The 21,953-nt window shown below is 72.3% G+C and carries 26 protein-coding genes; 14 read left to right on the top strand and 12 right to left on the bottom strand.

Translation table 11 applies throughout. The features are described 5' to 3' along the window. Positions 1-25: 25 nt before the first annotated feature. From AC1UE4_RS16900 to AC1UE4_RS16890, 3 genes are all read left to right on the top strand, one after another. On the top strand, positions 26-391 hold the full coding sequence (locus AC1UE4_RS16900; RefSeq protein ID WP_482918475.1) for a hypothetical protein: 366 nt from the start codon (positions 26-28) through the stop codon (positions 389-391). A gap of 88 nt (positions 392-479) precedes the next feature. After that, positions 480-1,823, top strand: coding sequence for a glutamine synthetase family protein (locus AC1UE4_RS16895; RefSeq protein WP_482918474.1), 1,344 nt, complete (start codon positions 480-482; stop codon positions 1,821-1,823). Positions 1,824-1,878: 55 nt separating this feature from the next. Further along, positions 1,879-3,654, top strand: a complete 1,776-nt coding sequence (locus AC1UE4_RS16890) for an N-acetylglutaminylglutamine amidotransferase (protein ID WP_482918473.1) — start codon at positions 1,879-1,881, stop codon at positions 3,652-3,654. On the opposite strand, the gene AC1UE4_RS16885 is transcribed toward AC1UE4_RS16890, so the two are convergent. After that, positions 3,651-4,025 carry an MmcQ/YjbR family DNA-binding protein gene (locus AC1UE4_RS16885; RefSeq protein WP_482918472.1) on the bottom strand — a complete coding sequence of 125 codons (375 nt, stop codon included), beginning with the start codon at positions 4,023-4,025 and terminating at the stop codon, positions 3,651-3,653. The genes AC1UE4_RS16890 and AC1UE4_RS16885 overlap by 4 nt on opposite strands. A 42-nt stretch (positions 4,026-4,067) precedes the next feature. Between AC1UE4_RS16885 and AC1UE4_RS16880 the strand changes: the two genes are divergently transcribed. Beyond that, positions 4,068-4,631, top strand: a complete 564-nt coding sequence (locus AC1UE4_RS16880) for a Type 1 glutamine amidotransferase-like domain-containing protein (RefSeq protein WP_482918471.1) — start codon at positions 4,068-4,070, stop codon at positions 4,629-4,631. On the opposite strand, the gene AC1UE4_RS16875 is transcribed toward AC1UE4_RS16880, so the two are convergent. Both AC1UE4_RS16875 and AC1UE4_RS16870 read right to left on the bottom strand, forming a co-directional pair. After that, positions 4,565-6,064 (bottom strand): flavin-containing monooxygenase, encoded by a 1,500-nt coding sequence (locus tag AC1UE4_RS16875; protein WP_482918470.1) that lies wholly within the window; start codon positions 6,062-6,064, stop codon positions 4,565-4,567. The two genes, AC1UE4_RS16880 and AC1UE4_RS16875, sit on opposite strands and share 67 nt — an antisense overlap. Then, the gene (locus AC1UE4_RS16870; protein ID WP_482918469.1) at positions 5,991-7,313 is read right to left on the bottom strand and encodes a polysaccharide pyruvyl transferase family protein; all 1,323 of its coding nucleotides are present in this window, start codon (positions 7,311-7,313) and stop codon (positions 5,991-5,993) included. The genes AC1UE4_RS16875 and AC1UE4_RS16870 overlap by 74 nt, the downstream gene beginning before the upstream one ends. A 121-nt stretch (positions 7,314-7,434) precedes the next feature. Between AC1UE4_RS16870 and AC1UE4_RS16865 the strand changes: the two genes are divergently transcribed. Continuing rightward, complete coding sequence (locus tag AC1UE4_RS16865) at positions 7,435-8,274, top strand: SGNH/GDSL hydrolase family protein (protein ID WP_482918468.1); 840 nt, start codon at positions 7,435-7,437, stop codon at positions 8,272-8,274. Here the strand turns inward: AC1UE4_RS16865 and AC1UE4_RS16860 are convergent. After that, positions 8,250-8,951 (bottom strand): lytic transglycosylase domain-containing protein, encoded by a 702-nt coding sequence (locus AC1UE4_RS16860; RefSeq protein ID WP_482918467.1) that lies wholly within the window; start codon positions 8,949-8,951, stop codon positions 8,250-8,252. The genes AC1UE4_RS16865 and AC1UE4_RS16860 overlap by 25 nt on opposite strands. A gap of 139 nt (positions 8,952-9,090) precedes the next feature. Here AC1UE4_RS16860 and AC1UE4_RS16855 point away from each other — a divergent pair, with 139 nt between their 5' ends. From AC1UE4_RS16855 to AC1UE4_RS16845, 3 genes are read left to right on the top strand one after another with little or no spacing between them, the layout of a single operon-like run. Further along, a complete protein-coding gene (locus AC1UE4_RS16855) occupies positions 9,091-10,638 on the top strand; it encodes a hypothetical protein (RefSeq protein ID WP_482918466.1) in 1,548 nt (515 codons plus the stop codon). A 56-nt stretch (positions 10,639-10,694) separates the two neighbouring features. Beyond that, a complete protein-coding gene (locus tag AC1UE4_RS16850) occupies positions 10,695-11,069 on the top strand; it encodes a nuclear transport factor 2 family protein (protein ID WP_482918465.1) in 375 nt (124 codons plus the stop codon). A gap of 47 nt (positions 11,070-11,116) precedes the next feature. Continuing rightward, entirely contained in the window at positions 11,117-11,881 is a 765-nt protein-coding gene (locus AC1UE4_RS16845; RefSeq protein WP_482919041.1) for a helix-turn-helix domain-containing protein, read from the top strand. Here the strand turns inward: AC1UE4_RS16845 and AC1UE4_RS16840 are convergent. Further along, positions 11,875-12,084 carry a hypothetical protein gene (locus AC1UE4_RS16840; RefSeq protein WP_482918464.1) on the bottom strand — a complete coding sequence of 70 codons (210 nt, stop codon included), beginning with the start codon at positions 12,082-12,084 and terminating at the stop codon, positions 11,875-11,877. The two genes, AC1UE4_RS16845 and AC1UE4_RS16840, sit on opposite strands and share 7 nt — an antisense overlap. A gap of 203 nt (positions 12,085-12,287) precedes the next feature. Here AC1UE4_RS16840 and AC1UE4_RS16835 point away from each other — a divergent pair, with 203 nt between their 5' ends. Then, complete coding sequence (locus AC1UE4_RS16835; protein ID WP_482918463.1) at positions 12,288-12,464, top strand: hypothetical protein; 177 nt, start codon at positions 12,288-12,290, stop codon at positions 12,462-12,464. A gap of 22 nt (positions 12,465-12,486) precedes the next feature. Here AC1UE4_RS16835 and AC1UE4_RS16830 read toward each other — a convergent pair whose 3' ends face one another. Continuing rightward, positions 12,487-12,909, bottom strand: a complete 423-nt coding sequence (locus tag AC1UE4_RS16830) for an Lrp/AsnC family transcriptional regulator (RefSeq protein ID WP_482918462.1) — start codon at positions 12,907-12,909, stop codon at positions 12,487-12,489. Between the two features lie 74 nt (positions 12,910-12,983). On the opposite strand from AC1UE4_RS16830, the gene AC1UE4_RS16825 reads away from it, so the two are divergent. Beyond that, the gene (locus AC1UE4_RS16825; RefSeq protein WP_482919040.1) at positions 12,984-13,730 is read left to right on the top strand and encodes an HAD-IIA family hydrolase; all 747 of its coding nucleotides are present in this window, start codon (positions 12,984-12,986) and stop codon (positions 13,728-13,730) included. Between the two features lie 55 nt (positions 13,731-13,785). Here AC1UE4_RS16825 and AC1UE4_RS16820 read toward each other — a convergent pair whose 3' ends face one another. The 4 genes from AC1UE4_RS16820 to AC1UE4_RS16805 all read right to left on the bottom strand — a co-directional run bounded on the left by AC1UE4_RS16820 (position 13,786) and on the right by AC1UE4_RS16805 (position 17,503). Further along, the gene (locus AC1UE4_RS16820) at positions 13,786-14,613 is read right to left on the bottom strand and encodes an alpha/beta hydrolase (RefSeq protein WP_482918461.1); all 828 of its coding nucleotides are present in this window, start codon (positions 14,611-14,613) and stop codon (positions 13,786-13,788) included. Between the two features lie 113 nt (positions 14,614-14,726). Then, positions 14,727-15,392, bottom strand: a complete 666-nt coding sequence (locus tag AC1UE4_RS16815) for a peroxiredoxin (protein ID WP_482918460.1) — start codon at positions 15,390-15,392, stop codon at positions 14,727-14,729. Between the two features lie 66 nt (positions 15,393-15,458). Beyond that, positions 15,459-16,364, bottom strand: coding sequence for a crotonase/enoyl-CoA hydratase family protein (locus tag AC1UE4_RS16810; RefSeq protein WP_482918459.1), 906 nt, complete (start codon positions 16,362-16,364; stop codon positions 15,459-15,461). Positions 16,365-16,381: 17 nt separating this feature from the next. Then, positions 16,382-17,503 (bottom strand): Rv3169 family protein, encoded by a 1,122-nt coding sequence (locus tag AC1UE4_RS16805; protein ID WP_482918458.1) that lies wholly within the window; start codon positions 17,501-17,503, stop codon positions 16,382-16,384. A 34-nt stretch (positions 17,504-17,537) separates the two neighbouring features. Here AC1UE4_RS16805 and AC1UE4_RS16800 point away from each other — a divergent pair, with 34 nt between their 5' ends. The 3 genes from AC1UE4_RS16800 (at position 17,538) to AC1UE4_RS16790 (ending at position 19,805) form a co-directional block, all read left to right on the top strand. Further along, positions 17,538-18,551 (top strand): phosphotransferase family protein, encoded by a 1,014-nt coding sequence (locus AC1UE4_RS16800; RefSeq protein ID WP_482918457.1) that lies wholly within the window; start codon positions 17,538-17,540, stop codon positions 18,549-18,551. A 94-nt stretch (positions 18,552-18,645) separates the two neighbouring features. Continuing rightward, complete coding sequence (locus AC1UE4_RS16795) at positions 18,646-19,221, top strand: hypothetical protein (RefSeq protein ID WP_482918456.1); 576 nt, start codon at positions 18,646-18,648, stop codon at positions 19,219-19,221. A gap of 5 nt (positions 19,222-19,226) precedes the next feature. Further along, positions 19,227-19,805 carry a hypothetical protein gene (locus AC1UE4_RS16790; RefSeq protein ID WP_482918455.1) on the top strand — a complete coding sequence of 193 codons (579 nt, stop codon included), beginning with the start codon at positions 19,227-19,229 and terminating at the stop codon, positions 19,803-19,805. 6 nt (positions 19,806-19,811) lie between these two features. Here the strand turns inward: AC1UE4_RS16790 and AC1UE4_RS16785 are convergent, their stop codons facing one another. Beyond that, positions 19,812-20,465, bottom strand: coding sequence for an FMN-dependent NADH-azoreductase (locus AC1UE4_RS16785; RefSeq protein WP_482918454.1), 654 nt, complete (start codon positions 20,463-20,465; stop codon positions 19,812-19,814). 55 nt (positions 20,466-20,520) lie between these two features. Continuing rightward, on the bottom strand, positions 20,521-21,414 hold the full coding sequence (locus AC1UE4_RS16780; protein WP_482918453.1) for a LysR family transcriptional regulator: 894 nt from the start codon (positions 21,412-21,414) through the stop codon (positions 20,521-20,523). Positions 21,415-21,485: 71 nt separating this feature from the next. On the opposite strand from AC1UE4_RS16780, the gene AC1UE4_RS16775 reads away from it, so the two are divergent. Next, complete coding sequence (locus tag AC1UE4_RS16775) at positions 21,486-21,824, top strand: rhodanese-like domain-containing protein (protein ID WP_482918452.1); 339 nt, start codon at positions 21,486-21,488, stop codon at positions 21,822-21,824. Positions 21,825-21,953 lie beyond the last annotated feature (129 nt).

Raw genomic sequence — 21,953 nt, 5'->3', positions numbered from 1 at the left:
GGGAAAGGAGGGCCAACCCACCACCATGGCCAAGAAGAGCAGGACAGACGAACTCGTCGACGTGCTCCGCGCGCGCGGTCTGCGCAAGCAGGTCGCCAAGCAGCTGGCGGACGCGACGACCAGCACCCGGAAGCGCACGCCCAAGCAGGTCCTGAACGTGCTCGACGACCTGCGCAAGGTCGCCGACGACCTCGAGGACCGCATCACCGGCGGCCCCGCGAAGCGCAAGGCAGCCGCGCAGAAGGCGGCGGCGACGCGCAAGCGCGCGGCCACGAAGCGCAGCGCCGCGGCCAAGAAGGCCGCGCAGACGCGCGCGAAGAAGAGCGGCTCGACCACCTCGCGGACGCGCAGCGCGGCGACACGCGCCCGCGCGAAGGCGACCAGCCGCTAGCTCCTCCGACCGACTGTCCAAATCCGGCGGGCGAAGTTCGGCCCGCCGGAGCAGGACGGCCGCGCGTCGGCCCCATACGGTCAGCTCCTTGACGGCGCTGCCAACCGACACCCAGCCCACGCCCGCCGACGTCGTCGCGCGCGCGGAGGAGCTCGACGTCCGCTTCGTCCGGCTCTGGTTCACCGACGTCCTCGGCCACCTGAAGTCGTTCGCGATCGGCCGGGACCAGCTCGCGGAGGCGCTCGAGCACGGCGTCCCGTTCGACGGCTCCTCGATCACCGGCTTCAACGCAGTCGAGGAGGCCGACATGCTCGCCGTGCCGGATCCCTCGACGTTCGCGACGCTGCCGTGGCGCCCGCCCGACCAGGGCGTCGCGCGGCTGTTCTGCGACATCAAGACGCTCGACGGCACGCCGTACGAGGGCGACCCGCGCCACGTCCTGCGCTCCGCCCTCGACCGCGCCGCCGCGGCGGGCTTCGACACGATGAGCGTCGCCGTCGAGCCGGAGTACTTCCTCTTCCGCGACCGCACCGCTCCCGTGCCGCTCGACGAGGGCGGCTACTTCGACCTGACGACGCTCGACGCCGGGTCCGACGTGCGGCGCGCGACCGCGCTGGCGCTCGAGCACCTCGGCATGCGCGTCGCGTCCGGCCACCACGAGGGCGGTCCGAGCCAGCACGAGATCGACCTCCACCCCGCGCCCGCGCTGAAGGCCGCCGACGACGTCGTCACGTACCGCATCACGGTCAAGGAGCTCGCCGTCCAGGCCGGCATGCACGCGACGTTCATGCCCAAGCCGCTCGCCGACGTCAACGGGTCCGGGATGCACACGCGCGTCTGCCTGCTGCGCGACGGCGAGAGCGCGTTCGCCGCGCCGGACGAGCCCTACGGCCTCAGCGCCGAGGGCCGCGCGTTCGTCGCCGGCCAGCTGCGCCACGCGCGCGAGCTGTCGGCGCTCTTCGCGCAGTGGGTGAACTCGTACAAGCGGCTCGTACCGGGCCACGAGGCGCCGCTCTACGTCGCGTGGAGCCGGCGCAACCGGTCGGCGCTCGTGCGCGTCGCGCCGGCGAACGGCCACGGCGCGGGCTGGACCGAGCTGCGCTGCCCGGACCCGGCCTGCAACCCGTACCTCGCGTTCGCGGCGGCGCTGCAGGCGGGGCTCGAAGGCATCGAGCGCGGATACGAGCTGCCCGAGCCGATGGAGCGCAACCTCTACCACCTGTCGCCCGACGACCGGCGGCGCCTCGGCGTCGAGCAGCTGCCCGAGACGCTCGGGGAGGCGATCGAGGTCGCGGCGGAATCGGAGATCGTGCTGCGCACCCTCGGCGAGCACATGTTCACCCGCTTCGTGGAGCTGAAGCGGCAGGAGTGGGAGGACTACCGCGTGCAGGTCACGCCGTGGGAGCTGGAACGCCACCTCCCCGTCCTCTGAGCGCGCCCCGCCCCCGTTAGCCCGCTGACGGCATGGGTATGGGCTGATCTCGCACGTGTGCGGATTCGCTGGAGAGCTCGTCCGGGAGGGATACGCCGACGTCGACGCGGTCGCGCGGATGGCGGATGCCATGGCGTCGCGCGGGCCCGATGGCGCGGGGGTCTGGGCGCAGGGGCGCGTCGCGCTCGCCCACCGGCGGTTGAGCATCATCGACCTCACCCCCCACGGCGCGCAGCCGATGATCGACCCCCACCTGCGCGTCGCGGCGGTCTTCAACGGCTGCATCTACAACTACCGCGAGCTGCGCTCGGAGCTCGAGCACGCGGGCCACGCGTTCTTCTCCACGAGCGACACCGAGGTGCTCATCAAGGCGTGGTGCGAGTGGGGGGACCGGTTCGTCGAGCGGCTCTACGGGATGTTCGCGTTCTGCCTCGTCGACACGGCGAGCGGCCGCGCGCTGCTCGCGCGCGACCGGCTCGGCATCAAGCCGCTCTACCTCGCCGACGTCGGCGGCGCGCTGCGGTTCGGCTCGACGCTGCCGGGCCTGCTCGCGGGCGGCGGGATCGACACGTCGCTCGACCGCGTCGCGCTGCACCACTACTTCACGTGGCACGCCGTCGTCCCGCCGCCGCGGACCGTGCTGCGCGGCGTGCGCAAGCTCCCGCCCGCCACGCTGCTGGCGATCGAGCCCGACGGACGGCGCGTCCGCACGCGGTACTGGGAGGCGCCGTTCGACCGCGACGAGGAGCACGCGCAGTGGACGAAGGAGGACTGGGAGGAGGCGCTGCTCGACGCGCTGCGCCGGGCGGTGCGGCGGCGCATGGTCTCCGACGTGCCGGTCGGGGTGCTGCTCTCCGGCGGCCTGGACTCGAGCCTCATCGTCGCGTTGCTGGGCGAGCAGGGCCAGCGCGGGCTGACGACGTTCAGCATCGGCTTCGAGGACGTCGGCGGGCGATCGGGCGACGAGTTCGAGTACTCGCGGCCGATCGCGCGCCTCTACGACACCGACCACCGCGAGCTGCACATCCCGACCTCGCGGATGCTGCCCGCGCTGCCCGGCGCGATCCGCGCCATGAGCGAGCCGCAGACCTCGCACGACGCCGTCGCCTTCTACCTGCTCAGCGAGGAGGTCGCGAAGGAGATCAAGGTCGTCCAGTCGGGACAGGGCGCCGACGAGGTGCTCGCCGGCTACTCGTGGTACCAGGAGATCGCCGACGACGACGGCCCTCCACTCGACCGCTACCGCGACGCGTTCTTCGACCGGCCGCACGACGAGATGTCCGACCTGCTGCACGACGACTTCGAGCACGCCGAGGACGCGTCGTCGGCGTTCGTGGCCGAGCACTTCGCGCGCGCGGGCGCGCCGACCGCGGTCGACCGGGCGCTGCGGATCGACACCGAGGTGATGCTCGTCGACGACCCCGTCAAGCGCGTCGACAACATGACCATGGCGTGGGGCCTGGAGGCGCGCACGCCGTTCCTCGACCACGAGGTCGTCGAGCTGGCGTCGATGTGCCCGCCGGAGCTGAAGCTGGCCCACGACGGCAAGGGCGTCCTGAAGGACGCTTCGCGCAGCGTCCTGCCCGCGGACGTCATCGACCGGCCGAAGGGCTACTTCCCCGTCCCGGCGCTCAGCCACCTCGACGGCGAGGTGCTCGACCTCGTCCGCGACGCGCTGACCTCACGCGCCGCGCGCGACCGCGGCCTCTTCGAGCCCGACTACGTCGAGACGCTCCTCGCCGAGCCGAACGAGCACCGCACGACGCTCGAGAGCAACAAGCTCTGGCAGGTCGGGCTGCTCGAGCTCTGGCTGCAGGAGCACGGGCTCTAGCGCTCGAGCGACCCGCCGCAGACGAGGAACGACTCGGTGACGAGCTCCTCGAGCAGCTCGGGGCCGGTGCGGTCGAGCTCGACGAGGACGCCGGGGTAGCCGTCGAGGTGCGGGATCGTGAAGCAGGCGTCCTCGTTCTCGAGCAGGACGTCCCTGGCGAGCATGTGCTCGACCCGGACGAGGACGAGCTCGCCGTCCGGTGGGGTGTCGCCGCGCTCGGCCAGCTGCGACCGGTCGCGCTCGGACAGCGGGCGCAGCGTCACGAACGCCTTCTCCCCGGCGGTCTTGAAGCAGGGACGGCGCCAGTGGGTCGACGCGTGCGCGCCGGGCAGCCGGCTCGCAAGGCGCTCGACGTCCCCCCAGCTCGACACGGCGGCGAGCCTATCCCCCACGCATCGTGCAGCATGCCGCCGGTGGCGCGTCTCGTCCTCGCCTCCCGCGGCATCCCGGGTCTTCGCCGCCTCCTCGGCGGCGCCGGACCGCGCGCGCTGCTGATCCCGACGGCGGCGAACCCGCTCGGCGAGCCGGAGATCGCGGACGAGGTGGAGGCGGAGCTGCGAGAAGCCGGGCTCGACGTCGCGAGGCTCGATCTCGACGCGGCGACGCCGGAGGAGGTCGCGGCGCGCGTCGCGGACGCGGACGTCGTCGCGGTCAGCGGCGGCGACCCGTTCCACCTCCTCGCCGCCGCGCGCCGCACGGGCTTCGGCGAGGCGGTGCGCGGCAAGCCGTACGTCGGCTGCAGCGCCGGGGCGATGGTCGCCGGGCCGACGCTCGAGCCGCTGCGGATCACGTCGCCGTTCGACCCGCCGCCGGGCGTCGACCTGACCGGCCTCGGCCTCACCGACGTGCTCGTGCTGCCGCACCACGGCCGGCCGGGCCGGGCGGCGAAGCACGCCGAGGCGATCGCGCGCTACGGGACGGCGCTGACGCTGCGCCCGCTGTCCGACGGCGAGGTGCTCGTCGTCGACAGCTCGTAGGCCTCGGGGTCGAAGCGGCGCAGGCGGCGCCGGAACTCCCACGAGAAGCTCGGCCACAGCGTCGTGTTGCGGCCGGTGTCGTCCAGGTACCAGGACTGGCAGTGGCCGGCGGTCCAGACGGTGCCGTCCATCTTGCGCTCGAGCTCCTCGTTGTACCGGGCGACGGCGTCTGGCCGGACCTCGAAGACGGCCGCGCCGCGCTCGTCGAGCGTCCGCAGGCAGTCGAGCACGTAGTTCAGCTGCGACTCGATCATGAAGACCATCGAGTTGTGCCCGAGCCCCGTGTTCGGCCCGGTCATCATCACGAAGTTCGGGAAGCCCGGGACCGTCGTGCCCTTGTAGGCGCACATCGTCCGCTCCCAGTGATCGGCCAGCGTGCGGCCGTCGCGGCCGCGGATGCGCTGCGCGATCGGCGGCTTGGTCACCTCGAAGCCGGTGCCGTAGATGATCGTGTCGACCTCGTGCACCGCGCCGCTCTCCGTGACGATCGCGTGCTCGCGGATCTCGGCGATCCCGTCCGTCTCGACGTGCACGTTGGGCCGGTCGAGCGACGGGTAGTAGTCGTCGCTGATCAGGATCCGCTTGCAGCCCATGACGTAGTCCGGCGTGAGCTTGCGGCGCAGCTCGGGATCGCCGACCTGGCGCTTGAGGTGCCAGCGGCCGACGCGGTCGGCCAGCTTCATGAGCCGCGGATGGCGGAAGCCCCACACCCGCGACTCGAGCAGCCAGTAGAGGGCGGCGCGCGTGATCGCCTCGGCGTACGGCAGCTTCAGCAGCCGGTGCTCGGTCTTCGTGATCGCGTGGTCCCAGCGCGGGATCACCCACGGCGGCGTGCGCTGGAAGAGGACGAGCTCCCCCACCTTCGGCTGGATCGCCGGCACGAACTGGATCGCCGACGCGCCCGTGCCGATCACGCCGACGCGCTCGCCGGTGAGGTCGTGGTCGTGGTCCCACCGCGCGGAGTGGAACGCCCTGCCCTTGAACGTGTCGATGCCGGGGATGTCGGGCGCCTTCGGGTTGCTGAGCGCACCGCCCGCGTTGACGAGCACGTCGGCGGTGAAGCGCCCCTGCGTGGTGTCGATCGTCCACCGCCGCGGGTCGTCGTCCCACGCCGCCTCGGTCACCTCGTGGTCGAGGCGGATGAGCGGGCGGATGCCGTGCTCGTCGACGGTGCGCTCGAGGTAGTCGAGGATCTCCCACTGGGGCGCGAACCCGCGGGTCCACCCCTTGTTCAGCGCGAACGAGAACGAGTAGACGTGCGACGGGACGTCGCAGCAGCAGCCGGGGTAGTGGTTGGCCCGCCACGTGCCGCCGAGCCCGGACATGCGCTCGAAGATCGCAACGGGACCGATCCCCGCCTCACGCAGCCTGATCGCCATGCCGAGCCCGGCGAAGCCGGCCCCGACGATCCCAACGCGTACGTGCCCGCCCACGGCGGCGGACCGTAACACCGATCGATGTCACATGCGCCAGCGCCAGCCGCTGCTCGGCGCGGCGCCGCACGTCGAGCGGCGTCGACGCCCGCGCCTGCGCGAGGACGTCGCCGGTCAGCCCCGCGAGGTGCGTGTGGGCCCGCCGCGTCAGCTCGCGCGACCTCGCCGCCACGAGCGGGTCCTCGCCCGCCGCGAGCGCGCGGCCGATCGCGTCGTCGAGCCCCTCGAGCGCGACGTCGAACGGCATGTCCGCGTCCCACGTCCGTGCGTAGACGGTCGGCTTGTGCTTCGACAGCGTCACGCGCGGCACGCCGTACGCGGCCGCCACGATGCGGACGTGCAGCGACGTGCCGATGACGACGCGCGCGGTGCGAATGCGCTCGACGAGCCCCATCGGCCGGCGCGTCGTCTCGATGTGCACCGCGCGGCCGGGCGCCTCGAGCGCCAGGTGGTGCGCCAGGCGGCGCAGGTCATCGAGGTCGTCATGGCCCGTCGCGGTGCCCGCCGCCAGCAGCCGGAACCCGAGCCCGCGCAGGTGCCGCGCCGACGCCAGCGTGCGCGCGACCTGATCGTGGCCGAGCCGGTTGAGGATCGCGCTCGACACCTGCACGACCGCGACGTCCTCGCGCTCCTCCCCGGCCGGCGCCGGCGCGAGCGCGCCGATCGCGTGCACGACGTCCGGAACGAGGTCATGCGGGATGCCCTCGCGCGTGAGCAGGGCGCTCGACGGCCGGTCGCGCACGGCGATCGCGGTCTGCGTGCGCAGCAACGCGAGCAGCGCCTCGCGGCGGACGGGCTCGGCGTTCGCGATGCCCGACACGCCGGCCGAGCTGACCACCGAGATCGCCCCCGCGTTGCGCGGGAAGCCGGCGAGCGACGGGATGTACGGCGAGAGCGGCACGCTGCCGCCCGCCGCGCGGCGCAGCAGCTCCGCCTGCCGGGCGCGCGACGCGCGGGCGAAGCGCTTGTAGACGTCCGGCGGCGCGGAGTAGCGGTAGGCCTTGTGCGCGTCGATCGCGCCGACCTGCCCGCCGACCGTCCACACGACGTCGAAGCGCTGCTCGCGCAGCAGCGGGGCGTACGCCGGCACGGGCCGGTCGAGCAGCTCCGACATGTCCGCCGCGAACGGCGCCGCCGCGCAGACGTCGGCGCCCCACAGGCAGTGCTCCGTCACGAGGAGGAACAGGAGGTCGCCGAAGTTGTCGCGCTCGTAGGCACCCACGAGCAGCACGCGAGGACGGTCCGTCATGTTGTTCACCGTATCAGTCGACAATCCGATCTTGGTACTCCGCTGGCGCAGCGCCGCGCTACCGTGCGGCCGCGCCGGGTGCCTTGGGAGGGGCGCCCACATCCCCCGGAGAGGAGCCCCCATGGGTCTGCAGTTGAGCCGCCGCGCGCGGCAGTTCGCCGTGCTCGCACTCGGTGTCGTCGCCGTTGCGCCGGCCGCCGCCTCCGCCGCACCGACCACCGAGCCGATCCCAAGCTCGATGGCGTCGACCGGCGACTCGATCACCCGCGGCTTCAACGCGTGCGGGTTCTACGTCGACTGCCCCGGCGAGTCGTGGTCGACCGGCAGCGACTCGGCGATCAACAGCCATTACACGCGGATCCTCAAGAAGAACGGCGCGATCAGCGGGCGCAACTACAACGACGCGAAGACCGGCGCCAAGGCGGTCGACCTCAACGGGCAGGTGAGCACCGCGGTCGGGCAGGGCGTCGACTACGTGACGATCCTGATCGGCGCGAACGACGCGTGCACGGAGTCCGAGGCGACGATGACGCCGGTCTCGACGTTCCGCTCGCAGATAGACCAGGCGCTGACCACGCTGTCGACCGGGCTGCCGAACGCGCGGATCTTCGTCTCGAGCGTGCCGAACGTCTACCAGCTGTGGCAGGTCGGCCACACCAACGGCTACGCCCTCGCGGCGTGGAGCGGCTACGACATCTGCCAGTCGCTGCTCGCCAACCCGACGTCGACCGCGCAGGCGGACGTCGACCGCCGCGCACGCGTGCGCCAGCGCGTCGTCGACTACAACACCCAGCTCGCCCAATCGTGCGCGCTGCGGGCGCACTGCAAGTTCGACGGCAACGCGGTCTTCAACTACGCGTTCAAGCTGTCGCAGGTGAGCGGCTGGGACTACTTCCACCCGAACAAGTCCGGGCAGACCGCGCTCGCGACGGTGACCTACGCGGCGGGCTTCGGCTGGTAGCCGCGGAGGCTCGCCTCGTACGCGACGATGTCGCGCACGTAGGTGCGGGTCTCCTCGAAGGGCGGGATGCCCTTGTGCTTGACGACGTTCTGGGCGCCCGCGTTGTACGCCGCGAGCGCGAGCTTGACGCTGCCGAAGCGGACGAGCATCGCCTTGAGGTAGCGGGCCCCGCCGTCGAGGTTCTCGGCCGGGTCGTAGCGGTGCACGACGCCCAGCTCCTTCGCCGTCGCCGGCATGAGCTGCGTCAGGCCGCGCGCCCCGGCCGGGCTCTTCGCCTTCGGGTTGAAGGCCGACTCCTTCCACACCAGCGCGGTGAGGAGCGTCGGGGCCAGGCCGTAGCGGCGCGCCGTCGCGTTGATGAGAGCCGCGTACGGGACCGTCCCCGGCGCGGAGGGCCCGGAGACGGCAGTGGCGGGCAACGTCGCTCCCGGCGCGGAAGGAGCGGCTCCAGCCGCGGTGGTCTTCGCCGGCGCGGTGGGCGTGGGCGAGAAGGGCGCGACCCCTCCGACCTGCGCGCTCGTGGCGGGCGCGGCGTCCTTCGCCAGCGTCCCGCCGGTCGTGCCGGTGACGACCGGATCCTCGGCGGCCTCGAGGCCGCCGGAGCCGGTCGCCGCGGCCGCCGCGGACGGCGCCGCGAGCGCGGACAGGGCGAGCGTGATCAGCAGCAGGCGGCGCATGGCGACGTCCCGGTGGTCGACGGCTCGCGGGTGGGTCTTGATGGCCGCTCAGCGGGCCTGGACGGCTGCAAGCGGCCCTGCAGACCGTCCACCGGCGCACGATGCACCGCTTCGTGGTTGTCTCCGTCCCGGTCGTCACATGTTGTGGACCGATCCGATGAAGAACGTCGCTCTCGCCGTCCTCGCCGCCTCGCTCCTCGCCGCCGCGCCCGCCCCAGCGCAGTCGCTCGACGAGACCTGCGTCCTGCCGCTCACGAACCTCGACGCGGGCGCGACGAACGTCCTCTACCCCGACGACTCGGCCGCGTACTTCAGCGGCGCGTTCGCCGCGGTGCCGGGCACCGAGATCCGCATCACCGGCCGGTTCCCGCATGCGCGCTACATGTCGTTCAACGTCTACGACGCCGCGCTGCGCCCGATCGACGGCCTCGCCGACGCCGCGCTCGAGCCGGATCCCGGCTCGACGAACCCGTTCCGCGCCGGCGCCGACCGCACCGCCGCGCACCGCTCCTACACCGCGCACGTCTCGTTCGCGACCACGCCGCCGCCGCAGCGCGAGCGCAACACGCTCTACGGCGCCGCCGGCCAGGGCGGCACGCCGAACCCGATCGGTCTCTTCACCTACCGCATCTACGTCCCCGACCGGGGCCGCGACGACTACGGCAGCGTCGGGCTGCCGACCGCCGAGGTCGTGCAGGCGGGCAGCGACGCGCCCGTGTCGCCGAGCGTCTGCAACGAGGTCCGCAAGCCGACGACGACGGTCCTCAACGACGCGCTCGCGCAGGCGCGGTCGATGCCGCAGACCGAGCCGGCGCAAACGGCGACGGGCCGCAACCCGCCGCGCTGGCGGAAGTTCGTCAACGTCGCCGCGGCGCTCGGCGTCGCGTTCACCGACAACCCCACGTTCAACGGGTTCGGCCAGTCGACGCTCGACGAGCGCGGCGGCAAGGGCGGCTTCCTCTCGAACACCGACAACGCGTACGTCAGCGCGCTCATCCACCGCGGCTTCGGCCCGGTCGTGGTCACGCGCTTCCGCGCGCCGAGCTTCCCCGACACCCGGCCCGGCCCGGCGCGGATGCCCGGCGGCGACCTGCGCTACTGGTCGGTGTGCCAGAACGACCCGATCACGCAACGCTTCGTCGCGTGCATCAACGACGACCGCGCGGTCGTCGGCCGCGACGGCTTCGTGACGTACGTGGTGTCGACGCCGAACGAGCGCCCGGCGAACGCGACGCGCGAGTGCGGCGTCAACTGGCTGCCGTGGGGGCCGAACGTCCGCGGCGCGCTCATCTACCGGCACATGCTTCCGTCGCCCGGCTTCGCGCAGTCGGTGCAGGCCGCCACCGCCGACAAGGAGGCCTCGACGATGGGCGACGTGTTCCCCGTCTCCGAGTACCTGCCCGACGGCGCGGCGTTCGCCGAGCGGGGCTGCGCCCGCGCCGCCTCCGGGACGCCGTCGCAGGCGGCCAAGCGCTGCGCGAGCAAGCGCCGGTTCGTCGTGCACGTCCCGCGCGGGACGCGGCGGGTCACGCTGAACGGCCGGCCGCTGCGCATCCGCAAGGGCCGGCGCGTCGTCGTCGACCTCCGCGGCCGCTCCAAGCAGGTCGTGAAGCTGCGGATCCGGCTGCGCTCCGGCCGCATCCAGACGCGCACGTACCGCACCTGCACGCCCGGCCGCCGCGTCTGACGCCTTACCTCCGAGGTCATCGACGGGCCGCGCGCGGTGGTCCACCGTGTCGGCCCATGACGACCACCACGGACCTCACCACCACCATCGACGGCTACCTGACCGCGTACGCCGAGCCGGACGCCGCGCGCCGCGCCGACCTGATCGCGACGGTCTGGGCGCAGGACGGCCAGCTGCTCGACCCGCCGCTGACCGGCGACGGCCACGACGGGATCAGCGCCGCGGCGGACGCGCTGCAGACGCACTACGCCGGGCACACGTTCCGGCGCACGAGCGCGGTCGACGCGCACCACGACCGCGCCCGCTACACGTGGGAGCTCGTCGCGCCCGGCGGCGACGTCGTGCTGAGCGGCATGGACGTCGCGGAGATCGCGGCCGACGGCCGGCTGCAGCGCGTGACCGGGTTCTTCGGCGAGCTGCAGGCCCAGTAGCGTCGGACGCCGTGAGCACCGCCGCCGACACCTCCCGCGTGGGTCCGATGCTCCGCGACTGGCGCCGGCGGCGGCGCCTCACCCAGCTCGACCTCGCGCTCGAGGCCGACGTGTCCGCCCGCCACCTCAGCTTCATCGAGACGGGCCGCGCGCGGCCGAGCGCCGAGATGCTCATGCACCTCGCCGATCGCCTCGACGTGCCGCTGCGCGACCGCAACCAGCTGCTGCTCGCCGCGGGGTACGCGCCGGCGTACGGGCAGCGCGACCTCGACGCGCCCGAGATGGCCCCGGTGCGCGACGCGCTGGAGCGCGTGCTGACCGGTTACGAGCCGTTCCCCGCGCTCGCCGTCGACCGCCACTGGGGCCTCGTCGCCGGCAACCGCGCGGTCCCGCTGCTGACCGCCGGCGTGGCCGGCCACCTGCTGGAGGAGCCGGTCAACGTCCTGCGCCTCGCGCTGCACCCCGAGGGCCTCGCGCCGCGCATCGCGAACCTCGGCGAGTGGCGCGCGCACCTGCTCGACCGCCTCGGCCGCCAGGCGGTCGCGAGCGGCGACCCCGCGCTCGCCGCGCTGCACGAGGAGCTGGCGGCGTACCCCGGCGGCGGCCCACCCCATGCCGCGACGGACCTCGTCGCGGGCGAGATCGCGACGCCGCTGCGGCTGCGCCACCCGGACGGGGAGCTCGCCTTCATCAGCACGGTGACGACCTTCGGGACCGCCGTCGACGTGACGCTGTCGGAGCTGGCGATCGAGGCGTTCCTGCCGGCCGACGCGGCGACCGCCGACGCGATGCGCCGCGCGCTCGCTCAGTAGACGCCGCCGACCTGATCGGCCAGCGACCAGAGGAAGGCGATCCGCCGCTGCACCTCGGCCAGCGGCGTCCCGTCGACGCCGGCCTCGATGTCGCGCAGCCGCTCCGTGTCATCGACGAGCTGCTCGCGCAGCATCAAGCGGAAGTCCTCGACGTCCGCGGCGTCGAGGCGCAGGGCGACGGAGGTGGGGGCGGCGGCGTTCACGCACCCGAGCATCGGCGATCCGGACGCGAGCATTCGGCCGTTCGGCGCAACTTGGCGCGCGATGATCCGAGAAGGGCACCGAACTCCCCCGATCGGCCGATCGGCCGGCGGAGGCGAGGACGTCCGATCGACGGAACCGGCGCCGCGCTCACGATCCGCGGACGCCGGCCGATCACTCGGGCGACCAGAGCAAGGAGCTACCCGTGATCGTCGCCGCCCTCATCGCCACCCTCGGACTCACCTCGGCTCTGATCGCTGTCGGCATCCTCATCGGCGCGGTCGGCGCCTTCGTCGTGCGCCTGCTCGAGCTCGACGATCCGAGCGTGCTGCTCAGCGATCCCTCCGCGCGCCGCGGCCTGCTGCACTACCAGCAGCACTGACGCCGACGGGCACCGCGGCTTCTCAGCCGACGACGCGCAGGATCAGCCGCGTCTCGGTGTCGCGGACGCCGCCCTGCTCCTTCATCAGCCGGATGAGGTCGTCGAGCTCCTGCGTGACCGAGCAGCCGACGCGCACGACGTAGTCCGCGCGACCGGTGAGGTGCATCGCCTCCATCACGATCGGCGAGCGGCGCATCATCGTCTCGAACCGCTCCGCGGCGTCCGGCGTGCGCAGGCGCACGTCGACGAGCGCCTGCAGCCGGCGGTCCGACCACTCCGCGCCGACGCGCGCATGGAAGCCCTCGATGACGCGCCGGTCGACGAGCACGCGAACGCGGTCGCGCACCGCGTTCGCGCTCAGCCCCACCTGGTCGCCCAGCTCGCGGTAGCTCATCCGCCCGTCGGCCTGCAGGAGGCGGACGATGTCGCGATCGATGGCGTCCACGGGGCGATCCTAGGGATGAGCGTGCATCCTTCGAGCCCGTGACCGACCGCGGCATCGAGTCCTGGCTGACGGACATGGACGGCGTTCTCGTCCGCGAGGAGCAGGCGATCCCGGGCGCCGACCGCTTCCTCGCGCGGCTGCGCGAGCTCGACCTGCCGTTCCTCGTCCTGACCAACAACTCGATCTACACGCCGCGCGACCTGTCGCTGCGGTTGGCGATGAGCGGGCTCGACGTCCCCGAGGGGTGCATCTGGACGTCGGCCCTGGCGACCGCCCGGTTCCTGGCCGACCAGCGCCCGCGTGGCACCGCGTTCGTCATCGGCGAGGCGGGGCTGACGACCGCGCTGCACGACGTCGGCTACACGCTGACCGAGCGCACGCCCGACTACGTCGTGCTCGGCGAGACCCGCACGTACAGCTTCGAGCGGATCGCCCACGCGATCCGGCTCGTCCTCGCCGGCGCGCGGTTCATCGCCACGAACCCCGACGTGACCGGCCCGACGCCCGACGGGCCGCTGCCCGCGACGGGGTCGGTGGCGGCGCTCATCAGTCGCGCGACCGGCGTCGAGCCCTACTTCGTCGGCAAGCCGAACCCGCTCATGATGCGCTCCGCGCTGAACGCGATCTCCGCGCACTCCGAGACGGCGGCGATGATCGGCGACCGCATGGACACCGACGTGAAGTCCGGCCTGGAGGCGGGCATGCACACGGTGCTCGTCCTCACGGGCTCGACGCACCGCGACGAGGTCGAGCGCTTCCCGTTCCGTCCCGGCCTCGTCGTCGAGTCGATCGCCGACCTCGTCGACGGCCTCGGCGCTTGATGCCGGCCAGGGGGCGTCGACCTGGTGCTCTTCGGCTCCTTCGTCTACTTCGCCTTCAACCCGTAGCCGCCGGCTGGCGCTGGTTGGCGACCGCCCACTCGAGCGCGAAGTCGGCGACCTCCTCCCAGCCCTCCTGCGACGGCATGAGGTGCGCGCGGCCCTCGTACTCGACGACCTCGGTGATCGTGTCGGACTTGTAGTGCTTCGCGTTGGAGCGCTGCACCGACGGCGGCATGAGATGGTCCTCGCCGCCGCTGATGAAGAGCAGGGGCGCGCGGTCGTCGTTGTGGTAGTCGACCCACGTCTCCTGGTGTCCGGGCTTGACGTTCGACAGCACGTTGTCCCAGAAGATCCCGCCCGACGCCGGCACGTGGTAGCGCTCGTACAGCGCGCGCGACTGGTCCTCGGGGAAGCCGTTCGTGAACGCGTAGCGCCACTGCTCGTACGAGAAGCCCACGGCGCGGTGGCGGTTCGCCGGGTTCTTCAGCACCTCGAACGTCGCGCGGATCTGCGACAGCGGCACCACCTTCACGCCCTCCGTGGGCGCCGAGTTGATCGCCACGCCGACCGATCCGTACCCGCGGTCCATCAGCAGCTGCACCATCACGCCGCCCGCGGAGTGGCCCATGAGGATCGGCTGCGTCCCCGTGCTCTCGATGACCGCGGCGAGGTGGTCGACGATCGCGGGAACGGTGAGCTGCTCGATCGGCGCCGGGTCCTCGTTGAGCGCCTCGACCTCGACCTCGAGCCCCGGGTACGCGGGCGTCAGCACGCGGTGGCCGGCCGCCTCGTAGCGGGCCTTCCACTCCTCCCAGCTGCGCGGCGTCACCCAGAAGCCGTGGACGAGCACGATGGTCTGCGGGGCCTGCGGCGCGGCGCTCATCGGGCGCCTCCTCTCTTCGGGGTCGGGCGCTCGGGCGACCCTACTTCCGCACCCCCGCCGCGCCTATGCCGCGAGGGCGCCTTTCGGCGCCGCTCGCGACATGGAGTGCGAAGCTACTTGCCGACGGGGTCGGGCACGATCCGCATCCACGGACGCGGCGCCTCGAACCCCTCGGGGTACTTCTCCTTCGCCTGGTCGTCGCTGACCGAGCCGGCGATGATCACGTCGTCGCCCGGCTGCCACTGCGCCGGCGTCGCCACCGCGTGGTTCGAGGTGCGCTGCAGCGAGTCGATGACCCGCAGGACCTCGTCGAAGTTGCGGCCGGTGGTCATCGGGTAGATCAGGACGAGCTTGATCTTCTTGTCCGGGCCCACGACGAAGACGTTGCGCAGCGTCGCGTTCTGAGCCGGCGTGCGCTCCGTCGGGTCGCCGGAGACGTCCGGCGGGAGCATGCCGTAGGCCTTCGAGACCTCGAAGTCGGCGTCGGAGATGATCGGGTAGTTCGGCGCGGTGCCCTGCGTCTCGGCGATGTCCTGCGCCCACTTCTCGTGGTTCTCCAGGGGATCGACCGAGAGCCCGATGATCTTCACGTTGCGGCTGTCGAAGTCCGGCTTGATCGACGCCATGTAGCCGAGCTCGGTCGTGCAGACCGGCGTGAAGTTCCTCGGGTGCGAGAAGAGCACCGCCCAGCTGTCCCCGATCCAGTCGTGGAAGCGGATCCGCCCCTCGGTGGTGTCCGCTTCGAAATCGGGCGCGGTGTCACCGATCGTCAGGCTCATGCGCATTCCTCCTTTTTGCAACCGGGATCAAAGGGTTTCTCTCTGGTCCCTACGGTACGACACCGCTCAAGCGGCGCGTCCGGCCCTCACCACGTTGGCGGGATCGGGCTTGTCCTCCGGCCCCGCGGTCGAGTAGTCGCCGAACGGCGCGTCGCGCTCGGCGACCAGCGCGCGGACGCTCTCGGTGCCCGCCCGCTCGATGAAGTCGAGCGCTTCGGGCGTGTTGCGCATGATCGAGTCCATCACCGATCCGAGGTACTGCGTCGCCCCGAGGCCCATGTTCTCGTAGGCCTGGTTGACGACGAGCTTCATGCACGCGAGCTGCGAGAGCGGGATCGTGGCGAGCTGCTCGGCGAGCGCGCGCGTCTCGTCCTGCAGCTGCGCGAACGGGACAGCCTTGTTGATGAGCTGCAGCTCGGCGGCCTCGACGCCCGACAGCGGGCGGCCCGTGAGCGCGAGCTCCTTCGCCTTCGCCAGCCCGAGCCGGTAGACCCACATGCCGGCGTGGTGGCAGCCCCACATGCGCGAGTACGGCGTGCCGATGCGCGCGTCCTCGGACGCGATGACGATGTCGCCGCACAACGCCATCTCGCTGCCGCCGCCGACCGCCCAGCCGTGGATCTGCGTGATCACCGGCTTGGGCGAGCGCCACAGCGACATCATGCGCGGCACCCAGCCCGTCGCGTGCGACGTGGTCATGATCAGGTCGGCGCCCGCGTCGTAGCGGCCGTCCTCGGTCGCGATCTGGTCGTTCCAGTACGTGAAGCCGCCGGCGAAGTTGAAGCCCGCGCAGAACGACGTGCCGGCGCCCTGGAGGATGATCACCTTGACCTGCTTGTCGCGGATCGCGGTGGTGACGGCGGCGTCGAGCTCCTCGAGCATCGGCGGCACGATCGTGTTCAGCTCGTCCGGGCGGTCGAGCGTGATGACGGCCGTCGTGCCCTCGACGTCGTAGGCGATCGTCTCGTACATCGCAGGTCCTTCCTGTCTCAGGTGAAGCCGTAGGGCCGGTACGGCCCGAGGACGTGGTGCTCGAAGTGCGCCATGCCGCCGGCGCCGTCGGGCGTGGTGATGCGGCAGGGGAACTCGGTCGGGCCGAGCCGGCGCCCGTCGGGCAGGTGCGGCGGGCCGCTCTTGCCGCGCTCCGGCCCGACGGGGTAGCTGTCGTGCTCGACGACTGGGCCGACGCCGCGCCACACCCCCGGGCTGCCGCCGTCGTGCCAGCCGCCGTAGTAGCCGAAGCCCTGCACGTCGGCCGGCGTGCCGGCGGGCTCGAGCCGGTGCTCGCGCCAGTCGCCCTCCTCGTCGAGCAGGCGCAGCACGCCGCCGGTCACGTACTTCGTGCCGGGGTGGTACTGCAGCTCGTGCTTGACCGCGACGAGCCGCACGCGCGACCCATCCGGGTACGTCAGGTGGCCCTCGAAGTCGAGCGTGTTCCCGTCGCCGTCCTCGTGGGTGTGGAAGAACCCGGCGTACCGGTCGGTGCCGAACGGAACCCAGATGCGGAACGCGCGGTGGTCGAGCTCGTCCGGGTCGCGCTCCCCCGTTCCCCCGTGCGGCGTCCGCGGGCCCATCATCGAGCGCACGCCCCACGAGTGGTCGCGGATCGCGTCCCAGCCGTCGACCGCCACCTCCTCGCCGCGCCACGTCACGGTTCCCGAGGTGCGGCACACCTGCGTGTAGCGGACCATGTCGTGGATGAGGTGGCCGTACTTGCGGTGCTGGTAAGGCGCCTCCAGCAGCGGCTCGTCGCGCGCCTCGAAGACGAGCTCGAAGCGCAGGTCGATCGGCGTGTCGGCCAGGCGCAGGCGGCAGCGTCGCATTGGCTCCTCGATGTCGACGCGCAGCGGGCCGACCTCGAGCTCGGTGTGCCGCGGGCGCAGCACCCGCGACGCGCGCACGACGTGCTGATGGCCGTCGCGAGCGAGGCCGACGAAGCAGTCCATGACGTTCGTGTTCGGGTGCAGCCGCAGCCCGGCGGCGACGTACCAGCCCTCCGCGAAGGTCGCGAACCAGTAGCCGTCGTTGAAGTGGACGTCCGACGTGCCCACGACGTTGAACGGCGTCGCGACCTGGTGGAACGGATAGTCGTCGAAGCTGGTGAGTCTCACGTCGGGCCTCCGCCGCGCGATCATGGCGGACCGGATGACCCATGACCACGACGACTTCCCTGAGCGCTTGTGGAGGTGGGCAGAGGCGCACCTCGGCGACGACGCCCGCATCGTCTCGACGCGACGCCTGCCGGGCCACTCCGGGATCTCGTTCGCCTTCGACGTGCGCACCGACGGCGACGGCGCGCTCGAGCGGCTCGTCATCCGGGTGCCGCCCGCCGGCGTGCGCCGGTCGGGCATCACCGACGTCCTGCGCCAGGTGCCGCTGCTGCAGGCGGTCACCGACGCCGGCGTCCCCGCTCCGCGGCCGCGCTGGTGGGGCGACGACGAGCGCTGGTTCGGCGTCCCGTACCTCGTCGTCGACCTCGTGCCGGGGGCGACGCTCGGCGACGTCTTCGAGCAGCCGCTCGCGACCACGAGCGACGAGGCCCCGCAGCTGTGGCGCCAGGCGGTCGAGGCGCTGGCGCGGATCCACGCGATCGACTGGCGCGGCCGGCTCGACGGCTGGGACAAGCCGCGCCCGCTGACCCGCCACGTCGAGCGCTGGTCGCACCTGCTCGAGCGCTCCCCCGAGCCGTCGTGGCTCGAGCCCGGCCGCGCGCTCGCCGAGCGCCTCGCGGGGTCCGCGCCCGACGACCGCGCGCTCGGCCTCGTCCACAACGACTTCTACTCGAACAACTGGATGTTCGACCAGGGCCGCCTGACCGGCGTCCTCGACTGGGAGGGCACGTTCATCGGCGACCCGCTGCTCGACGTCGGCTGGGTCTGCATGATGAGCGACCGCGCGAGCTGGTCGCCGGCCCACCGCGAGCGCATCGCGCCGAGCCCCGACCCCCAGTTCCTCGCCGACGTCTACGCCCGGGCGACGGGCGCCGACCTGTCGAACCTGTCCTGGTACCGCGCGTTCGCGGGCCTGCGCCTGGCGTCGCTGACGGCGTACTACCTCGACCTCCACCGCCGCGGCCGGCGCCGAGACGAGATCTGGGAGGACATCGGCGCGTCGGCGCCGTTCATGCTCGCGCGGGGCGCGGAGATCCTGCACAGCTGACGGACGTGGCTTGACTGCCCCCGGGGGCAGATCTCCCGTTGACGGCGCTGTCACGAGACAAGAGGGTCCGTGGGGTCCACCGAAAGGAGGCGCCATGCGCCACCGCCTGATCATCCCGGCGATGCTGCTCGCTCTGGCGGTGGTGATGCCTGCGAGTGCATCGGCGGCCGCCCCCGACTTCAAGGACCGCTTCGACGAGACGTTCGTCGACGAGGACTTCTGCGGGACCGGTGCGGACGTGCTCGTGCACGACCAGGGCGTGGCGCAGGGCTACGACGACGGCATGGTCTTCCGCATCTCGTTCAGCGACAGGACCACCCTGACGTTCGAGGGCAAGACGGTGTACGTCCAGAACGCCGGGCACATCCTCGCCGTGTCGCAGGACAACCCGTTCGACGAGCCGCACACCGAGATCATCGACGAGACCGGGATCCGCTCGAAGGTCCGTCTTCCCGGCCAGGGCACCGTGACCATCGATCACGGGCTCCTCTCCTACGAGATCTCGTTCATCGCGAACCCGAACTTCCCCGGCGAGGACGAGCCGCCGGTCATCCCCGACGAGGTCACGGTCTTCAAGGACGCCGGTGGCCACCCCGACTTCTACGACCCCGTGTGGTGCGAGACGATCACCTCGTACTTCGGGATCCCCTTCACCCCACCCGAGGAGTAGGAACCATGCGCCGTCGCATGCTCATCCCGGTCGTCCTGGTCGCCTTCGCGGTGGTGATGCCTGCGGGTGCCTCCGCGGCCGCCCCCGACTTCAAGGACCGCTTCGACGAGACGTTCACCGACGAGGACTTCTGCGGGACGGGCGAGGCCGTGACCATCCACGACCAGGGCGTGGCGCAGGGCTACGACGACGGGATGACCTTCCGGATCTCGATCAGCTCGCGGACGACGCTGACCTACGGGGACAAGACGGCGTACCTCCAGGGCGCCGGGCATGTCGTCGCGCAGTCGATCGACGCGCCGTTCGACGAGCCCCACACCGAGATCTCGTTCGAGGCCGGCCTGCGGGCGAAGATCCGGCTGCCCGGGCAGGGCGTCGTCACCAGCGACCACGGACTGCTGAGGTACAGCATCACGTTCGTGCCGAACCCGGACTTCCCGGAGTTGAGCGACAACCCGCTGATCGAGGGCGACATCGAGGTGATCAAGGACGCCGGCGGTCACCCGGCGTTCGACAGCCCGCTGGTCTGCGAGGTGCTGACCGACTACTTCGGCATCCCGTTCGACCCCTCGATGCTCGACTGATCCGCATCAGCCGCCGATGAGCTGCGGCGCCCGCGCGAACGCCTCGGCGACCGCGCGGGCGTCGGCCATCGCGGCGCTCCGGCCGGCGTCGGCGTCGGCGGTGACGAGGTTCGGCTGGAAGCGGATCTCGGCGACGTCGTCGATGCCCGCCCAGCGCAGCCAGTCGTTGAAGTACGAGCGGTGGAAGTCGCGGCCGAACGAGAGCGGCGCGCCCTCGTAGTACACGGCGCCGGTGTAGACGGCGACCGCCCGCTTGCGCTCGAGCAGCCCGGTGTAGCCCTCGGCCGGATCGAAGCCGAACACCATCCCCGGCTGGCTGATCGTGTCGATGAGGTGCTTGAGCACCCACGGCACGCTGTGGTTCCACATCGGGACCGTGAAGAGGTACTCGTCGGCGCTGTTGAAGCGGTCGAACAGGGCGCGCACCTCGGCCCAGGCATCGCCCTCCGCGCCGGACGGCCTCTCGCCGGCGAACACGGCCATCTTCGCGCCGACGCCGCGGCCGCCGAAGACGGGCAGGCGCTCGGTCCACAGGTCGAGCAGCTCGACCTCGACGCCGGGACGGTGCTCGCGGTAGACGCGCAGGAACTCGGCGGCGAGGGCGCGGGACTCGGACTTCTCCTCGCGCGGCGAGGAGTTCACGTACAGGAGCTTGGTCATGCATCGGAGCTTCGGCGCGGGCGGCGCCGGTGTCCAAGACCGGCTTCGTCTCGTGCTAGACGCGCCCGCTCTCGCGCAGCTCGCGCGCCACGCCGAGCACCGCCTCGAGTGCGCCCGACCGCGGGCCGCGGCGCCACAGGAGATCGAACGGCAGCGTCACCGGCGGGTCGATCGGGACGAAGGCCGAGCCGGTGAGCTCGTCGGCGAACGCGGTGCGCGGGTAGACCACGACGCCGAGCCCCTCGCGGATCGCCTGCAGGCCGAGGTTGGGGTACGGATCGGCGACCGTCTCGGGCTCGAAGCCCGCCCGGCGGCACAGCTCGACGACCGTGGCGGTGTAGCCCGCGGAGTCCTTGCCGCCGGCGACGACGAGCGTCTCGTCCTTCAGATCGGCGAGCGCCAGCCGGTCGCGTTGCGCAAGCGGGTGCGACGCGTCGACGTGCACGACGGCGGGCTCGTCGCGCAGGCGCTCGCGCTCGAGCGCGTCGTCGGGGGGCGCGCAGAACCCGACGACGAGGTCGAGCCGCCCGGCGCGCAGCTCGCGCAGCAGGACGCCGGTGGTGTCCTCGCGCAGGTAGACCATCACGCCCGGCGCGCGCGACGCGCAGGCCGCCGTCAGCTGCGGCCCGATCCCGAACCGCGCCGGCGGCGCGATGCCCAGCGCTACGCGCCCGACCGGTGAGCGCTCCACCTCGCGGACGGCGGCGAAGACGCGTTCGGCGCCGGCGAGCAGCTCGGCCCCGCGTTCCTGCAGGAGCCGCCCGGCGGCGGTGAGCTTGACCTCGCGGCTGGTGCGCTCGAACAGCTCGACGCCGAGCTGCTCCTCCATCTGCCGGATCGCCGCGCTCAGCGGGGGCTGCGCCATGTGCAGCCGCTCGGCCGCCCGCGTGAAGTTCAGCTCGTCGGCGACGGCGAGGAAGTACCGCAGCTGGCGCAGATCGGGGTCCACTGCTCGCGAAGTATGGAGCGAGAGCCAGCCGGTCTTGGACGCGCACCGCTCCCGGCCCGACGATCCCTCCCATGACCAGCACCATCACCCGCCAGCAGCTTGAGCGCGAGATCGCCGAGGGCACCGTCACCGTCGTCGAGACCCTCGGCGAGCTGTACTACGCCGCCGCCCACCTCCCCGGCGCGATCAACGTCCCCCACACGAAGGTCCGCGAGCTCGCTCCGTCGCTGCTCCCCGACCGCGACGCCCCGATCGTCACGTACTGCTCGAACACCGCGTGCCACAACTCGGAGGTCGCCGCCAACGAGCTCCGCGCCATGGGCTACACGAACGTCCGCAAGTACGCCGAGGGCAAGCAGGACTGGACCGAGGCCGGCCTCCCGGTCGAGTCCGCCGCCGTGGCCGTCTGAGGCCGCGGGGTGCCAGGAGGCCGCGAGGCCGCGCCGGGGGTGCCAGGCACCGGGGTGCCTGGCACCCCGGTGCCACCCCGGCGCCGCGGACTTGACTCCGGCTAACGTTGTTAGCTACTGTCTCTGCTA

The sequence above is a fragment of the Parviterribacter kavangonensis genome (assembly GCF_056863335.1).
Note: the sequence above shows the minus strand (reverse complement) of the source record. Positions and strands in the feature narration are given on the sequence as shown.

What these genes read in the sequence shown, in the direction of transcription:
- AC1UE4_RS16900 (WP_482918475.1), top strand. Translation starts at nt 26, where the DNA reads ATGGCCAAGAAGAGCAGGACAGACGAACTCGTCGACGTGCTCCGCGCG.
- AC1UE4_RS16870 (WP_482918469.1), bottom strand. Translation starts at nt 7,313, where the DNA reads ATGACGGACCGTCCTCGCGTGCTGCTCGTGGGTGCCTACGAGCGCGAC.
- AC1UE4_RS16865 (WP_482918468.1), top strand. Translation starts at nt 7,435, where the DNA reads ATGGGTCTGCAGTTGAGCCGCCGCGCGCGGCAGTTCGCCGTGCTCGCA.
- AC1UE4_RS16860 (WP_482918467.1), bottom strand. Translation starts at nt 8,951, where the DNA reads ATGCGCCGCCTGCTGCTGATCACGCTCGCCCTGTCCGCGCTCGCGGCG.
- AC1UE4_RS16855 (WP_482918466.1), top strand. Translation starts at nt 9,091, where the DNA reads ATGTTGTGGACCGATCCGATGAAGAACGTCGCTCTCGCCGTCCTCGCC.
- AC1UE4_RS16850 (WP_482918465.1), top strand. Translation starts at nt 10,695, where the DNA reads ATGACGACCACCACGGACCTCACCACCACCATCGACGGCTACCTGACC.
- AC1UE4_RS16845 (WP_482919041.1), top strand. Translation starts at nt 11,117, where the DNA reads ATGCTCCGCGACTGGCGCCGGCGGCGGCGCCTCACCCAGCTCGACCTC.
- AC1UE4_RS16825 (WP_482919040.1), top strand. Translation starts at nt 12,984, where the DNA reads ATGGACGGCGTTCTCGTCCGCGAGGAGCAGGCGATCCCGGGCGCCGAC.
- AC1UE4_RS16820 (WP_482918461.1), bottom strand. Translation starts at nt 14,613, where the DNA reads ATGAGCGCCGCGCCGCAGGCCCCGCAGACCATCGTGCTCGTCCACGGC.
- AC1UE4_RS16815 (WP_482918460.1), bottom strand. Translation starts at nt 15,392, where the DNA reads ATGAGCCTGACGATCGGTGACACCGCGCCCGATTTCGAAGCGGACACC.
- AC1UE4_RS16810 (WP_482918459.1), bottom strand. Translation starts at nt 16,364, where the DNA reads ATGTACGAGACGATCGCCTACGACGTCGAGGGCACGACGGCCGTCATC.
- AC1UE4_RS16800 (WP_482918457.1), top strand. Translation starts at nt 17,538, where the DNA reads ATGACCCATGACCACGACGACTTCCCTGAGCGCTTGTGGAGGTGGGCA.
- AC1UE4_RS16795 (WP_482918456.1), top strand. Translation starts at nt 18,646, where the DNA reads ATGCGCCACCGCCTGATCATCCCGGCGATGCTGCTCGCTCTGGCGGTG.
- AC1UE4_RS16790 (WP_482918455.1), top strand. Translation starts at nt 19,227, where the DNA reads ATGCGCCGTCGCATGCTCATCCCGGTCGTCCTGGTCGCCTTCGCGGTG.
- AC1UE4_RS16785 (WP_482918454.1), bottom strand. Translation starts at nt 20,465, where the DNA reads ATGACCAAGCTCCTGTACGTGAACTCCTCGCCGCGCGAGGAGAAGTCC.
- AC1UE4_RS16775 (WP_482918452.1), top strand. Translation starts at nt 21,486, where the DNA reads ATGACCAGCACCATCACCCGCCAGCAGCTTGAGCGCGAGATCGCCGAG.